Origin of the sequence: Luteitalea sp. (assembly GCF_044337415.1) — a bacterium.
Classification (GTDB): Bacteria; Acidobacteriota; Vicinamibacteria; order Vicinamibacterales; family Vicinamibacteraceae; genus Luteitalea.
In genome coordinates this window covers 1-13,853 of record NZ_JBIINP010000049.1, presented here as the reverse complement: position 1 = coordinate 13,853, position 13,853 = coordinate 1, and the positions used below count along the sequence as shown (strand labels likewise).

Annotated in this window: 15 protein-coding genes and 1 pseudogene; 11 read left to right on the top strand and 5 right to left on the bottom strand. The window is 69.9% G+C overall.

Going from position 1 to position 13,853, the window contains the following annotated elements; all coding sequences use genetic code 11:
• Positions 1 to 194: 194 nt before the first annotated feature.
• The 10 genes from ACIRDX_RS10110 to ACIRDX_RS10065 all read left to right on the top strand — a co-directional run bounded on the left by ACIRDX_RS10110 (position 195) and on the right by ACIRDX_RS10065 (position 9,809).
• Complete coding sequence (locus ACIRDX_RS10110) at positions 195 to 1,304, top strand: hypothetical protein (RefSeq protein WP_396625295.1); 1,110 nt, start codon at positions 195 to 197, stop codon at positions 1,302 to 1,304.
• Positions 1,305 to 1,315: 11 nt separating this feature from the next.
• Positions 1,316 to 1,936, top strand: coding sequence for a porin family protein (locus ACIRDX_RS10105; RefSeq protein ID WP_396625294.1), 621 nt, complete (start codon positions 1,316 to 1,318; stop codon positions 1,934 to 1,936).
• A 188-nt stretch (positions 1,937 to 2,124) separates the two neighbouring features.
• A complete protein-coding gene (locus ACIRDX_RS10100; protein WP_396625293.1) occupies positions 2,125 to 2,529 on the top strand; it encodes a GntR family transcriptional regulator in 405 nt (134 codons plus the stop codon).
• Positions 2,522 to 3,442: an ABC transporter ATP-binding protein gene (locus tag ACIRDX_RS10095; RefSeq protein WP_396625292.1), complete on the top strand. Its 921-nt coding sequence runs from the start codon at positions 2,522 to 2,524 to the stop codon at positions 3,440 to 3,442. The genes ACIRDX_RS10100 and ACIRDX_RS10095 overlap by 8 nt, the downstream gene beginning before the upstream one ends.
• Complete coding sequence (locus ACIRDX_RS10090) at positions 3,439 to 5,076, top strand: hypothetical protein (RefSeq protein ID WP_396625291.1); 1,638 nt, start codon at positions 3,439 to 3,441, stop codon at positions 5,074 to 5,076. The genes ACIRDX_RS10095 and ACIRDX_RS10090 overlap by 4 nt, the downstream gene beginning before the upstream one ends.
• A 65-nt stretch (positions 5,077 to 5,141) precedes the next feature.
• Entirely contained in the window at positions 5,142 to 6,695 is a 1,554-nt protein-coding gene (locus ACIRDX_RS10085; protein WP_396625290.1) for a hypothetical protein, read from the top strand.
• 30 nt (positions 6,696 to 6,725) lie between these two features.
• Positions 6,726 to 7,511 (top strand): alpha/beta hydrolase, encoded by a 786-nt coding sequence (locus tag ACIRDX_RS10080; RefSeq protein WP_396625289.1) that lies wholly within the window; start codon positions 6,726 to 6,728, stop codon positions 7,509 to 7,511.
• 158 nt (positions 7,512 to 7,669) lie between these two features.
• On the top strand, positions 7,670 to 8,293 hold the full coding sequence (locus tag ACIRDX_RS10075) for a class I SAM-dependent methyltransferase (RefSeq protein ID WP_396625288.1): 624 nt from the start codon (positions 7,670 to 7,672) through the stop codon (positions 8,291 to 8,293).
• A 310-nt stretch (positions 8,294 to 8,603) separates the two neighbouring features.
• Positions 8,604 to 9,470 carry an SPFH domain-containing protein gene (locus ACIRDX_RS10070; protein WP_396625287.1) on the top strand — a complete coding sequence of 289 codons (867 nt, stop codon included), beginning with the start codon at positions 8,604 to 8,606 and terminating at the stop codon, positions 9,468 to 9,470.
• Between the two features lie 114 nt (positions 9,471 to 9,584).
• Positions 9,585 to 9,809, top strand: a complete 225-nt coding sequence (locus ACIRDX_RS10065; protein WP_396625286.1) for a hypothetical protein — start codon at positions 9,585 to 9,587, stop codon at positions 9,807 to 9,809.
• A 124-nt stretch (positions 9,810 to 9,933) separates the two neighbouring features.
• Here ACIRDX_RS10065 and ACIRDX_RS10060 read toward each other — a convergent pair whose 3' ends face one another.
• The 5 genes from ACIRDX_RS10060 to ACIRDX_RS10040 all read right to left on the bottom strand — a co-directional run bounded on the left by ACIRDX_RS10060 (position 9,934) and on the right by ACIRDX_RS10040 (position 13,300).
• On the bottom strand, positions 9,934 to 10,803 hold the full coding sequence (locus ACIRDX_RS10060) for an acyl-CoA desaturase (protein WP_396625285.1): 870 nt from the start codon (positions 10,801 to 10,803) through the stop codon (positions 9,934 to 9,936).
• Positions 10,804 to 10,827: 24 nt separating this feature from the next.
• A complete protein-coding gene (locus tag ACIRDX_RS10055; protein ID WP_396625284.1) occupies positions 10,828 to 11,052 on the bottom strand; it encodes a hypothetical protein in 225 nt (74 codons plus the stop codon).
• Positions 11,053 to 11,193: 141 nt separating this feature from the next.
• Positions 11,194 to 11,742 (bottom strand): TlpA family protein disulfide reductase, encoded by a 549-nt coding sequence (locus ACIRDX_RS10050; RefSeq protein WP_396625283.1) that lies wholly within the window; start codon positions 11,740 to 11,742, stop codon positions 11,194 to 11,196.
• Between the two features lie 106 nt (positions 11,743 to 11,848).
• On the bottom strand, positions 11,849 to 12,613 hold the full coding sequence (locus ACIRDX_RS10045) for a hypothetical protein (protein ID WP_396625282.1): 765 nt from the start codon (positions 12,611 to 12,613) through the stop codon (positions 11,849 to 11,851).
• A gap of 15 nt (positions 12,614 to 12,628) precedes the next feature.
• Positions 12,629 to 13,300, bottom strand: coding sequence for a sigma-70 family RNA polymerase sigma factor (locus ACIRDX_RS10040; RefSeq protein ID WP_396625281.1), 672 nt, complete (start codon positions 13,298 to 13,300; stop codon positions 12,629 to 12,631).
• Positions 13,301 to 13,518: 218 nt separating this feature from the next.
• Here ACIRDX_RS10040 and ACIRDX_RS10035 point away from each other — a divergent pair.
• A pseudogene (locus ACIRDX_RS10035) lies at positions 13,519 to 13,853 on the top strand (hypothetical protein); the annotation flags it as partial.

Genomic DNA, 13,853 nt, shown 5'->3' with positions numbered 1-13,853 from the left:
GCGACTAGCCGAAGGGCCAGATCCCACCTTGGTCTCACACGGATGGGGCCAGAGGCCGATACAATTCACGGCACGTGGGGGACGCACAGGCGTTCCGCACGTCCTGGATCTTTCTGGCGTGCCGTTCCGCGACAGTCGTCGCGAGGCTGGACGAGCGGCACGTCGTTGCAGGCAGACGTTTTCAAGGAGTCACGATGGCTATGGGTAGGGGGCTGCGCGCGCTCGTCGGTGTCGGCATCGCGCTGGTGGGCCTGTCGGTGAGCGCGCCGGTCGCGCTCGCGCAGGACAAGGTGGTCAAGGTGCTCGGTGGCAGCACCCGCTTCAGCGCGCCGGTGCGTACCACCGACGCCCTCAAGCGGATGGCCACCCGGAACCGCGCGGATCTCGTGAAGATCCTCGAGGCCAACGGCCTTGGCGACATCAGCGGCCAGGTCGTGGACGCGATGGCCAACGGCGCCGTGACGCCGACGACCTTCGCCACCGGCGATCGCCTCGAGTGGATGGCCATGCGGCGCAAGGGCCAGGCCGATGTCGTCCGCGGCATCCGCTGGGGCGGCGCCAAGCCGTTCAAGGCCTACAAGTTCTCGGTCGAGAGCGCCAAGGGCACGTACGACTTCATCGTGCCCGAGGCCTGCGGCAACCTGTCGCTCGTGACGATGACGCCGAAGGCCGCGCCCGCGCCGGCTCCGGCCCCCGCGCCCGCCCCGGCGCCGCCCCCGCCGCCCCCGGCGCCGAAGCCGGAGCCCAAGCCCGAGCCGAAGCCGGCTCCGGTGGTCGAGGCCGTGACGGCCCCGGTCGTGGCCGCGGCTGCCGCGACGACGACGGCCGTGAAGGGCGCGACGCCCTTCGTGCTCGGCGCGTTCGGCAAGCAGCGCCGCTCGTACGAGTGGATCCCGGCCGCCGGCGCGGCTGCGGGCCTGGCGTCGTACTGCGACCCGATCCTCGGCCTCAAGGCCGGCCTGGCGTTCGGCCTCGCGCCGCACTTCATCCTCGCGCCGTCGGTTGGCGTGGCGGTGAACTTCGACGAGGGTGACCGCACGGCGCTGTTCGCCGAGGTCGAGGCCGACTACGTGGCCGACAACGGCGTCCTCGTGGGCGCTGGCCTCGGTATCTCGGACATCTTCGACGGCGACAGCCGCGTGCCCCACCTGCTGGCGACCTTCGCCGTGCCGGTGAGCAAGACCCGTACGTCCACGGGCCTGCCGCGCGCCTCGTTCGCCACCGAAGGCCGCATCTTCTTCGAGGACGGCGGCGTCGACAACAACTACCAGTTCTGGGCCGGCCTCCGGTTCAACTTCAAGTAGACCGCCCCTCCGTGATCGGGAGACTCGCGTTCGCCGGTGTCATCGTGGCCGCCCTTGCGGTGGCCACGCCGGTCCACGCCCAGCGCGTCGGCATCACCGCCGGCGCGACGATGAGCGAGATCAACAGCAGCGGTGCTGAATCGCTCAACGTGCTCCTGACCGACAAGCTCGAACCGGCTGGAGGCGTCCTCTTCACCGTGGACGCCTCCACCCACATCGCCATCCAGTACGAGGCGCTGTACAGCGTCAAGGGCACGCGGTTCTCGGCCAACGGCCGCCGGACCGACGTGAACCTGAACTACCTGGAGATGCCGCTGCTGGTGCGCGTCGCGCCCAGCATCGACGGCCCCACCCGCTGGCTCCGCCTCTTCGGCGGACCGTACCTCGGCCGCCTCCTCGGCGCCCGTGTCCACGCCGGATCCGAACCGTCGCGCGACCTCGAGATCAACGCCTGGGACCTGGGCTGGATCGCCGGCATCGGCGCGGAGTTCACCCACTTCCGTGTCGACTTCAGGTACGGCGGCAGTTTCTCCGACCTCAATCCCGATTTCACCGACATCGTCCCCGAGCCGACCAACGGCGTGAAGTTCCGTAACCGGACGTTCACGTTGCTCGCGGCGTACGTGTTCTAGGGACCGGGTGCCGGGTACCGGGTACCGGGTACCACCTCCACATCAGCAGTAGGCGTCGGCTGGCCCGACGTGCACGCGAGGGTTCACTGACCGTCGAGCACGCTCGACGGCGACGAACCCGTCCCCGCTCCCCGCTACCCGCCCCTGTGCCTTGACACGCCAAGTGTACTAGTCGTACTAATACACCTGTGTTGCCGTTCCGTTTAGAGCTCGTGCCGGGCGTCCCGGTGTACGAGCAGCTCGTCGCCGCGGTCACGCGGGCCATCGTCTCGGGCGACCTCGCCCAGGGCGATGCCTTCCCGTCGGTGCGCGCGCTGAGCCAGGCATTGCGGATCAACCCCAACACCGCGCAGAAGGCCGTGGCGCAGTTGACGACCCTGGGCCTGCTGCAGGTGCATCCGGGCATCGGGACACGCGTCGCCCAGCCGCCGCCCGCACCACGCGCCGCCAGCACGCGCGAACTCCGTCCCGCGACCGCCGACCTCGTGCTCGAGGCGCGGCGGCGCGGTCTCTCCCTCCCCGACCTGCAGGACCTGCTCGAGGCCGAGTGGCAGCGCCTCGAGCCTTCTCCACGAGGCACTCGTCGTGACTGACCCCATCGTCACCCACGCGCTCGGCAAGACCTTCGGCAAACGGTTCGCGCTGCACGACGTGTCGATGCGCGTGCCGACGGGACAGGCTGTCGGCCTCATCGGCGCCAACGGCGCCGGCAAGTCGACCCTGCTGAAGGTGCTCGTCAACCTGCAGGTGCCGTGTTTCGGGCGGGCCGAGGTGCTCGGGCACGACTCGCGGGCACTCGAGGCCGCGATGTTCCAGCGCATCGGCTACATGGCCGAGGGACAGCACCTGCCGCTCGTCGCCACGGTTGCTGACCTGCTGGCCTACTGTCGCCCGTTCTACGAGCGCTGGGACGACGCGCTGGCGGCGCGGCTGCTGCGGACCCTGGACCTGTCGCCGGCCACGGGCCTGCCGCGCGGGTCGCGCGGTGAGCGGATGAAGGCGGCGCTGGTCGCCACGCTGGCCTTCCACCCCGAGGTGCTGATCCTCGACGAACCGCTCGAGGGCCTCGACCCGCTGACGCGCGAGCAGGTGGTGGACGGCCTGCTGGAACTGGTGAGCGCGGAAGGCACCACGGTGCTCCTCGCCTCGCACGACCTCGACGTGCTCGAGCGCCTGCTCGACGAAGTGGCGATGCTGCACGACGGCGGCCTCGTGTTCCAGGAGCGACTCGACGCGCTGCAGGATCGCTACCGGTTGGTGGAAGTGACCGGCGCCGCGCCCATCGCACTCGACACCCTGCCGGACGGCTGCATCGACGTGCGCGAAGTGGCGGGCGGGGTGCGCTTCCTCGCCACCGACTTCGAAGGCGACCACGTGCCGGAACGCCTGCAGCACGCGTTCCCGGGCGCGCGGCTGCACGTCACGCGCCCCGCGCTGCGCGAGGCGTTCGTCGCGCATGCGCGCACGCTGCGACAGGGTACGGGCGCGACGCGAGGTGCGGCATGAGCCACCTGTGGCATCTGGTACGGCACGACCTGCGAGCGCACCGCACGATCCTGATCGCGTGGCTGGCGGTGTTCATCGGCCACCCGCTCTTCGCACTGGTGCCGTGGTCGAGGCAGGTCGACGCGGGACTCGCCCTCGGAGCCGCCGTGCTGCTCGTGGGTGCACGGATCGTCCTGGGTGCCCTGGCCATCGCGGCGATCGTGCAGGCCGACAGCCCGATCGACGACCGTTCGTTCTGGCGCACGCGACCGATTCGCTCGGGGACCGTGGCCACGGCCCACCTCGCGCTAGTCGTCGCCATGTTCGTGGTCGCGCCAACGATCGCGGTCTTCCTCATCGCGCTCGCATTGCGCGTGCCCTCGCCGCACTGGGCATGGGTGCTGGGATACGTCGCGGTCACCGAACTGGCCTTCGCCAGCCTGGCGCTCGTCGTGGCATCGCGGACTCGCGGGGCAGCGACGTTCCTGATCGGCATCGTGCTCGCGCTCGGGGTCGTGCTGGCGCTGCCCTTCGCGATGGTGGCGGTCGATCAGGTGATGCGGTGGCCGGCGCCGCCACCGTCAGGCCTGTCTGGATGGTCGGCCCTCGTGGCGGCCACAGCGGTGGGTGCGCTGGTGCTGCCGGGACTGTTCATCACGGCGATGGCAGGGCCACGACGGCAACTCGCACTCGTGCTCCGCTCACTGGCCGCGCTGGCCCTCTCGACGGTCCTGTGCTTCCAGCCGTGGCTCCAGTCCCCGAACCGGAAGGACGCACGCGCGCGGCTTTCGACGCAGCCGGACGCCATCCGCGTGATCGATGTGCCGGGTTCACCTGGGGTCGTCGCGCTCGTGCTCGACGTCGTGCCGGAGTCGGGCGGCGCCGGCGATGCCTGGCGGGTGACGGTGACGGACGGGCACCTGACCACGCCGGAGGGCGCGCGCAAGCTTGGAGGCGGGCGCGGCATGTCGGACCTCCCCCCGATCGCGGCGCCCACCGTGCGCACCGTCCTGACAGTCCTGAGCGCCGAGGAACATCGCAGGTTGACGGGAGCCCGCATGAGGCTCGAGGCCATCGTCGACGCCTACATGGAGCGCCGCCCGACGGAAGGGACCGCCGCGCTCGCCGAGGGGGCGACGCTCGACACCGACCACTCCCGCCTGCAGGTGACGCACGTCGTGGACCGCGGCACCTTCCGCAACGGGTCGCTCGACTTCGCACTGCGCGCCACGGAAGTCACGCTTCGTCCGGCGGCCAGGCACGACCACTTCTATGTCCTGCGTGACCGCGAGACGGGGTGCGAGGTGGCGGTCGCGCCCTCCTTCACCTGGGACGGGCGCAGGGTCATGGAGTCGGCACTGCTGCCGACCCTGTCGCGGCCCTTCGACGCAGCGCGCGTGGACTTCACGGCACGCGTAGCGCCGCAGTGCGACTTCGAGGCCGCGCGTGCCGACATCGACCTGCGCACCTTCGAGTACGAGCACGTCCGGCCCGCGCCGTTCGCGCTGGAGTTCACCATGCCTGCCGCGGGCAAGGCCTTCAGGCCGGCGCCGCCCGCTGAACAGGTCCTCGGGCCCCGCCCTCTTGCCGATCGCAACGCCGCGCGGCAGCTCGCGCGACTGGATGCGGGCGCCGGCCGTGAGGCGACGCCGTGATCGACGCCATCGGTCACGCGCACGCAGCCACGACAGCACGACCGCGACACGACGCGGAGGGCGTCATGACCCAGGTCTGGCATCTGGTGCAGCACAACCTTCGGGCGCACCGCACGATCCTGCTCGCGTGGCTCGCCAGCGTCGTCGCGCTGCCGCTGCTGGCGGTTGCCCCCTGGTCGGAACAACTGGCGGCCGATGCCGGCGTCGGCGCGGCGCTCTTCCTGCAGGGCGCCCGAGTCCTGCTCGGATTGGTAGCCATCGCCTCGATCGTGCAGGCGGGAAGTCCCGTGGATGAACGCACGTTCTGGCGAACCAGACCCATCGGCTCGCGAGTGCTCGCCCTCGCGCACGTGCTCACCGTGGGCATGTGCTTCGTGGTGATCCCCACGCTGATCGTGTTCGCGGTCGCCGTGATCGTGGGCGTGCCGGCATCGCACTGGCCCGCGACCGTCGCCATGGTGGTCGTCATGGAGAGCGCGCTGGCGGGCTTCGGGCTGGTCGTGGCGTCGCGATCGCGCGGCCTGGCCACCTTCATCATCGCGGTCGTCGTCGGCCTGGCGACGATGTTCTTCCTGCTCGGCGCGCTGTCCGAGTTGCGTCGTCATCTCCCGTGGGTGGGTCAGTCGGGTATGGCCGACCCGCTCAAGGGCCTGTGGGCCACGCTCGGCCTCGGCGCGGTGGTCCTTCCCGTGCTCTTCAGCGTGGCGATGGCTGGTCCGCGTCGGCAACGGACCTTCCTGGTCGGTATCCTCGCCCTGCTGCTGCTCGGCGTCGGCGTCTGGTTCGTGCCGGCCTTGCGCTTCGTGGGACCGCCGCCGATCGATCCGCAGGTCCGCGTCGTGTCGACATCGGTCACCGCCGAACCCGTCACCGGATCACCAGGGGCGCTTGCGCTCGTGGTCGGGATGACGCCAGGAGCCAGACAGCCGCGCGACTCCTGGCGATTCTCCCTGCAGACAGGGAAGCTGACCACTGCGTCCGGGGTCCGGTGGGTGGAGGGCAGCCCATCTGGTCACCTGCCCAGAGTGCAGCCGCCCGAGGTCAGGGCCGCCCTCGTCGTCCTCTCGGCAGACGAGGTCAGGACCCTTGCCGGAACCCGGATCCGCTTCGAAGGGCAGTTGCAGGGCGAGGTGGAGCGGCACCTGACCGAAGCCGAGGCGCCGCTGGTACCAGGCGCCGTGCTGTCGACCGCTCACCTGCGCTTCGCGGTCTCGCGCGTCCACGAGACGGCCCTGCGCTCCCTGGGGCGCATGCACGCGCGCGTGGAAGGGACGGAGATCTACTTGTCGTCGCCGGCCATCAGCTTCCGCCACGGGCACGCCTACTTCTTGCGAGATCAGGGGACGGGGTGCGAGGTGCCGGCGTACTCGTGGCCAACGGCCGGGTCGCGGGTGATGCAGCTGGCCCTGCTGCCATCGCTCGCGTACCCGTTCACCGTCGTGCCGACCGAACTCGCGCAACAGGTATCGCCGCCCTGCGCGGTGGATCGGACGCGCGCGCGCGTCGAGATGCGCTCACACGAGACCCGCGGGACGGGGCTCACCCCGGTCTCGCTGGAGTTCCTGGTGCCGGCCGCGCCGCCCGGGTCGCCGGAATCTCCGCCGCAGCCGCCGAGATAGCTTCAGGAGTAAACGGAGCGACGATGGGAGATGGGCGCCCTCATCTCCCGCGTCACGGCGCTCCTGCTGGCCGCGCTGGCGTTCGCGCAGGCGCCCGGCACTGCGGTAGTCTCGATCACCAACCCGATATCGGGCCTCCGCACGGTGGAGGTGGGCCGGGGCACGCGCCCTATCGTCCTGCTGCATGGCTTCTCGTCTGCAGCCGCCGAATGGCTTCCCTTCACGGCCACCATTGCCCCCGGCGCGGACACGCGCCTCGTGTTTCCCGAAGGCAGCATCGCCGGCGCGCGCGGCATCGGCCACGCCTGGTGGCCGCTCGACCTGTCGTCGCACGTCGATACGACGGGCCTACCCGACCTGACGCGCACGCGTCCGCCGGGGCTCGCCGAGTCTGCCGCGAGAGTCGGAACGCTGCTCGATGAACTCGCGCACCGCCTCGGCGGGCGCCGGGAGGACGCCGTCCTCGGCGGCTTCTCGCAGGGAGGCATGGTGAGCGCGGAGCTCGCGTTCCGGAGCCGGACGCCGCTGCGCGCGCTCGTGCTGCTCTCCCCCACCGTCGTCGACGAGGCCAGTTGGCGCGAGGGTCTCCCGGACAGGCGCGGCCTTCGCGTGTTCGTGGCGCATGGCCGTCAGGACGACGTGCTCTCGTTCGCAATCACGGCGCGCTGGGTCGAGGCGATGCGAACGGCCGGCCTGGACGTGACGTGGGTGCCCTTCGACGGCGGCCACGAGATTCCGCCCGCGGTCGTCACCGGCCTCAACGCCTTCCTCGCCTCGGTCGCGGCGCCGGCGGCCCCCTACGGCTCCGCCCCCTGACTGGACGCCACGCACGGCAGGAAGTACACGCCGATGCCTGACACCACGAGCGCTGCCGCGCCGCGCGCCGCGTCCTGCGTGACGCCCGCGATGGGCACGGTTCCTGCGTTGCCTCTGGGTGCGGCAAGGTGCCGCCCCTTCAAGCGAGGAACGCATCGATGCTGCAGCAACTCCGTCGCGTGATCCGGCGGGCCTCACGCCGCGCCAGCGGGGGTGTGGAACAGGGGCAGGCCTTCTACGACCGCCGCTACCGTGAGAAGGCCGACAAGCGACTGCCTTACCACCTGTCGCACTACTACGCGCTCTGGAGTGTCATCGCGGACCGAGTCAGCGGTCAGGCCAGCGTGCTCGAGGTCGGCTGCGGCGCGGGTCAGCTAGGAACGCTGTTGCGTGCACAGGGAATCGCGCGGTACACCGGGTTCGATCTGTCGCCGGCCGCCGTGAGCATCGCCCGGGAGCAGTGTCCCGGCGGGGACTTCCGCGTGGCCGATGCGTTCGAGACCGATCTGTTCACGACCATCGACTACGACACGATCATCTGCACCGAGGTGCTCGAGCATGTCGAGCGGGACCGCGAACTCATCGAGCGCTGGCCGCCTGGAGTGCGGTGCGTCTGCTCCGTGCCCGACTTCCCCGGCAAGGCCCATGTCCGGCACTTCACGTCAGCCGACGAGGTCACCGACCGGTACGCCGACCTCTTCGCCAATCTCGTCGTGACGACCCACGTGCGCGCCAGTGAACGGGCCGGGCGCTTCTTCCTGCTCGACGGCACGCGACACTGAGGCAGCCGAAGTACGGGCGGCCCCAGCCCCTCCTTGCACGGCCACGCGACCACCAGGCCGCGTGGCCGGCGCCGTGCCCCGCCCAGTCTGTGCCCCTCTCACCACCGGCTCGTGCGTCGCGCTGACGGCTCCGGCGCTCAGTGCAGCGGCATTCCCGGCATTCCCGGCATCGCGGCATTGTCTGGCGAGGGAACCGAGCTCAGCGTGGACTCGTCTGCTACCAATGTGATATCACTTAGACATCACCCAGTGCGGCCGGGCTGGGCCGCCGCCCCGGGCAGGGCCGGGCAGACCGAGGAGACGAGCGTCGATGATTCGCGAGCGTGAACGGCAGGCGATGAATGGTGTGGCGGTGCTGGTGCTGGGGTTGGCAGGCCTCGTGTTCGGGGTGCTGTGGCTCATCCTGGCCGCGAAGCAGAAGGACGGGATGCAAGTCATCGGCGCGGCCGCGACGCTGCTGGCCGCCGGGTTCGTGCTGGTCGGCCTGTTCACGGTGGCCCCGAACGAGGCGCAGGTGCTGCAGCTCTTCGGCGACTACGTGGGCACGGTGCGGCAGCCGGGACTCCGCTGGGCCAACCCGTTCTACACGAAGCACAAGATCTCCACGCGCGTGCGCAACTTCGAATCGGCGCACCTGAAGGTGAACGACCTCGAGGGCAACCCGATCGAGATTGCCGCGGTGGTGGTGTGGAAGGTCGTGGACACGGCCGAGGCCAGCTTCGAGGTGGACGACTACAACAACTACGTGCACGTGCAGAGCGAGGCGGCGCTGCGCAACCTGGCGACCATCTACCCGTACGACTCGCACGACGACCATGAGTCGCTGCGCGGCACCACGGCGAAGATTGCCGAGCACCTGAAGCAGGAGATTCACGACCGCCTGATCAAGGCCGGCGTCGAGGTGCTCGAGTCGCGCATCAGCCACCTGGCGTACGCGCCGGAAATCGCCGCCGCGATGCTGCAGCGCCAGCAGGCCGGCGCCATCATCGCCGCCCGCCAGCGGATCGTCGAGGGCGCGGTGGGGATGGTGGAGATGGCCCTGGAGATGCTGTCGGCCAAGCAGGTCGTGCGGCTCGACGAGGAGCGCAAGGCGCAGATGGTCAGCAACCTGCTGGTGGTGCTCTGCGGCGAGCGCGGCACGCAGCCGGTGGTCAACACCGGGACGATTTACCAGTAAGCAGAGACGAACGGATGGGCCTGGTTGGCTTGCCCCGAGCGGAGTCGGGGGGACAACCGGCCCTCCCCTCTCCTCCAGCCGGCCCTCCCGTACCTCTGGCACACGCCGACCGTCATGGCTACTACCCGCCGTTCCTTCCTGTTGCGCATCGACCCCACCGTGCTGGATGCCGTCCAGCGGTGGGCCAACGATGACCTGCGCAGCCTGAACGGCCACGTGGAGTTCCTGCTGCGGCGCGCCCTCGCCGATGCGGGCCGCGAGCCCCCCAAGCGGGACGGCAACGCGGCTGCCGATGTCGAGGATGATGTCGTGGAGGATTCGAAAGATCGGTCGACCTGAAGGTCGACCGCCACGAACAGAGGTGATGCGCGCCTCACGGTTCGTGGGCGCCAATCAGAATGCTCTCTGAGCCTTGAGCCTTGAGCCCTGAGCCGCCAGTGTGAGCGCCGGGCCTCGAGCCTCGCTACGCCGACTCTGTCGCATCCGCTTCGGCGACGTTGGGATCGACGCGCGTCGTGGTGCGCTCGCGGGCTTCGCGGTAGATGCGCTCGGGCACGGCCTGCAGGTCCCACGCGAGGCCGACCAGGCTCATCGCCTTGATCACGTACCAGGTCGGATCGAACTCCCACCAGTAGAAGCCGTTGCGCGCGGCGCGCTGGTACCGGTGGTGGTTGTTGTGCCAGCCCTCACCGACGGCGAAGAGCGCCGTGATGGGGTTGTTGCGCGACTCGTCCACCGTGTCGAACCGGCGCGAGCCGTACAGGTGGTTGATGGTGTTGATCGCGAACGTGGCGTGCGCCAGCGTCATGGTGGGCAGCAGGAAGCCCCACGCGAGCCACTGCAGTCCGCCGTACAGGTACAGCCCGACGGCCATCAGCAGCGGCGGCACCCAGTAGAACTCGTCGAGCAGGCGCAACTCGGGGAACTTGCCGAAGTCGCGCACGACCGGGTTGTTGTCGGGCAACCCGTCGTGGCGCACGTCGTCGAGGAACCAGCCGAGGTGCGCATAGTAGAAGCCGCTGATGATCGGGCTGTGCGTGTCGCCCTCACGGTCGGCGAACTTGTGGTGCGTCACGTGGTGCCCCGCCCACCACAGCGGCCCCTTCTGCATGGCCGAGCACCCGATGTAGGCCCACACGAACTGCGTCACCCGGCCCATCCGGAAGGCCCGGTGGGCGAAGTAGCGGTGGTAGGTGAGCGTGAGCCCGATGGCGCGCAGGAAGTGCGACACCGCCCAGAGCGCGACCATGCCGGCGCTGAAGGGCACGAACAGGACGAGCAGCGACGACGCCTGGACGACCCAGAACAGCGAGGCGGTGATCTGCTTCTTCATGCGGGCGCGTGAAGCGGGCCGGCGCTAGCCCTCTTCTTCGTACTCTTCCTCTTCCGGGGGACCGAGGCGGGTGGAAGGACGCAGCGACTCGCGCGTGTCGAACACCGGCAGGCCGGCCACGTGCAGCGTGGACGCGCACTGCGGCGACTTGTCGGCAACGACGACGACCACCGGGCTGCCTTCGACGCCCTCGCGGAACGTGATGCGGCACCCGCAGGCGAGCCGGGCGTGGGTGAAGCCTTTGAGCATCTGGCGCACTGTGCGCGACCGATGCCCCGCGACAGCGGGCCCAGTCAACGACACAGGGGGATCATAGCACCCGCCTTCGCCCTGCGGGCTTCGGCGGGGGCTTCGGCGGGACTTCGGCGGGGTGGGACACCCCGCCCTACCTCAGAGGAGGCGCTTGATCTCGGTTTCCATCTGCTCCTGCGACGCCAGGCCCATGTGGCGCTTGCAGATGGTGCCGTCGCGCTTGATCATCAGCGTGACCGGCAGGCCCCAGAACGGGCCGAAGGCGTCCTGCAGGTCCTCGCGGTCGTTGGCCAGCAGCAGGGGGTAGTTGACCTTGTACTCGTCCCTGAAGGGCTTCAGCAACGCCGGGTCGTCGTCGATCTGCACGCCGATGAAGGCCACGCCCTTGGCGCGGTACTGCTCCTGCAGCTTGACGAACATCGGCGTCTCGAACTTGCAGGGCCCGCACCAGGTCGCGAAGAAGTTCATCATCACGACCTTCCCCTTGTAGTCGGCGAGGTTGACGACCTTGCCGTCGACGTCCTTGACCTTGAACCCGTAGTTGGCGGGCTTGGCCTTGGCCTCGCACGCGGCGCCAGGGGCGACGGCAGCCGAGGCCGACGTCTCCGTGCCGAAGGGGATGAAGGGCACAGCGGCGAGCCCGAGGCCCAGCGCGGCGACGCCCGCGAGAATCCAGCGCATGTTCATGTCGTGACTGCCTTGCGATGCCCGTCCATGCGGGCAGGGCCCCACCCGGCTCGGGTGAGGCCCTGATGTCGTACCCAACAACCTTACCGCCTTCCGGCGGACCGTGTCACTCCGCCTCGCGGAATTCCTTCGCCAGTCGCGAGAGCGTGTCGGGCGCGAGGTCGCCGACCACGGCGAACGACTGGTCGCCCTCGGCCCAGACCTCGGCGTGCTGCCCGAAGAAGTCGTGTCCCTCGGCCGACGGCCCCACCGGATACTCGGCACGGGGCATCACGAACACCGACACCGTGTGGCCGTCCACGTCGTAGAGCAGGTGCGCGAGGTGGCCGTGACCATAGAGGCAGCGCCGCACGCCGACCAGCGACGCCTTCCGGGCCGCAGGCGGCGTGGGCACCTTCGGCGACCAGCCGTACTGCATGGCCCAGTCCTTCATCGCCTGCACCGGGTTCAGGGTGGTCTCCGGCGAGACCAGCTTCACGCACTTGAGGTGGTCCAGCGCCAGCTGCGCCGCCAGGACGGTCGACGAGGCGCTGGTCAGGCCGTACCCCAGCACGCCCATGAGCGCCAGCAGCACGGTGGCGGCCACCGGCATCCGGAGCGGCGCCCAGCGGCGGGTCGCCGGCCGGACCGGCCGGGCGGCCTCGAGCCGAAGGCGCAGGGCGTCGGGTGCCCGGCCCACGAGCGAGGCGGCCCGGGCCCGCAGCAGCCCGTGCATCTCGCGCTGCACGCGGAGGCTGCGCTGGCAGGCGCCGCACGTCGACAGGTGCGCCTCCAGGCGTGGGTCGACGGCTTGGTCGTCAGGGGCGTCGGCGAGCGCCGTCAGCAGCGGGGCGATCTCGGAGCAGGAATCCTTCATGGCAGTGGCAGGCACGATATGTTCTCTCCCCTACGACGACGCGGCAGTGGCGGAGGCCCCCGAGGGGGGCGCGCCGGCGGTCGGGGTGGCCCCGGCGCGGCTGCGGGCCGCAACGAGGTGTTGATGCAGTTGCTTGCGGCCCCGGGCGATGCGGGACATGACGGTGCCGGAGGGAATTCCGAGGATTCCGGCGATTTCCGAATAGCTGCAGTCCTCGACGTCGCGGAGCCAGACCGCCTCACGGTAGGCCTCGGGCAGGGCGTCGAGGGCCTCCTGCAGGTCGCTGTCCATGGTCGAGCGCAGCAGGCGGCGCTCCGGGTCGTCGTCCTGGGACTCGACCGGAAGGCGCTCGACGACCTCGGTGTCGACGTCGACCGGCTGGCGGCTCGCGCCGCGCCGGTCGTTGCGGAACGTGTTGTGGAGGATGGTGAACAACCAGGCCTTCAGGTTGGTCCCCTCGCGGAACTTCGGCGAGAAGCGTACGACCTTGAGGTAGGTGTCCTGCACCAGATCCTCGGCGGCCGCGCGATTGCGCGTCAGCTTGAGGGCCATCCCGTACAGGCTGTTCAGGTATTCGAGCGGGTCGGCCGCCGCGACCTCGTCGCGGTCCTGAGCCCCGCGGATGACGCGGGGCAGCCAGCGGGAACCCGAAGGCAACGCCATGGAGGAAGACGGGCGGGGTTCCATCACCACCCAGAACACCGGAGGGCGCGGGTTTATTCCCGCGCCGGGAACATTGCCAGTATAGCGGCCTCCCGGTGCGGCCACCGCGCCCGGAAATGCGTCAAACTGGGGCAGTGACCAGCTGCGCCGCGCCCCCCGGATTGCCGGGTACCTCGACCGCGAGTACCATGACGCCATCCGAGCTGCCCAGCTGTGAGTCCAGCGCCCTGCCCTTTCGCACGACCCGAGGAGATTGCATGGAAACGCCGTTGCGTGCGTGGCGGCGCGCCGCTGCCCTAGGCGTCCTGGTGGCGTCCGTGGCGGCGCCCGCGCTTGCGCAGACGCCCTTCGTGCCGTACTTCGGCAAGAACGAAGTCCGGTACGACTCCTTCAAGTGGCAGATCTATACGACCGACCACTTCGAGATTTACTACTACCCCGAGACGGAACAGCATCTCGAGCGGGTGGCCGGGTATGCCGAAAGCGCCTACCAGAAGCTCTCGTCCGAGCTGAAGCACGACCTCGCGTTCAAGATTCCCCTGCTGATCTTCAAGACGCAGGCGGAGTTCCAGCAGCAGAACGTGATCCCGGG

Coding starts and splice junctions, on each gene's coding strand:
- ACIRDX_RS10110 (WP_396625295.1), top strand. CDS start 195: ATGGCTATGGGTAGGGGGCTGCGCGCGCTCGTCGGTGTCGGCATCGCG.
- ACIRDX_RS10090 (WP_396625291.1), top strand. CDS start 3,439: ATGAGCCACCTGTGGCATCTGGTACGGCACGACCTGCGAGCGCACCGC.
- ACIRDX_RS10085 (WP_396625290.1), top strand. CDS start 5,142: ATGACCCAGGTCTGGCATCTGGTGCAGCACAACCTTCGGGCGCACCGC.
- ACIRDX_RS10080 (WP_396625289.1), top strand. CDS start 6,726: ATGGGCGCCCTCATCTCCCGCGTCACGGCGCTCCTGCTGGCCGCGCTG.
- ACIRDX_RS10075 (WP_396625288.1), top strand. CDS start 7,670: ATGCTGCAGCAACTCCGTCGCGTGATCCGGCGGGCCTCACGCCGCGCC.
- ACIRDX_RS10070 (WP_396625287.1), top strand. CDS start 8,604: ATGATTCGCGAGCGTGAACGGCAGGCGATGAATGGTGTGGCGGTGCTG.
- ACIRDX_RS10065 (WP_396625286.1), top strand. CDS start 9,585: ATGGCTACTACCCGCCGTTCCTTCCTGTTGCGCATCGACCCCACCGTG.
- ACIRDX_RS10060 (WP_396625285.1), bottom strand. CDS start 10,803: ATGAAGAAGCAGATCACCGCCTCGCTGTTCTGGGTCGTCCAGGCGTCG.
- ACIRDX_RS10055 (WP_396625284.1), bottom strand. CDS start 11,052: ATGCTCAAAGGCTTCACCCACGCCCGGCTCGCCTGCGGGTGCCGCATC.
- ACIRDX_RS10050 (WP_396625283.1), bottom strand. CDS start 11,742: ATGAACATGCGCTGGATTCTCGCGGGCGTCGCCGCGCTGGGCCTCGGG.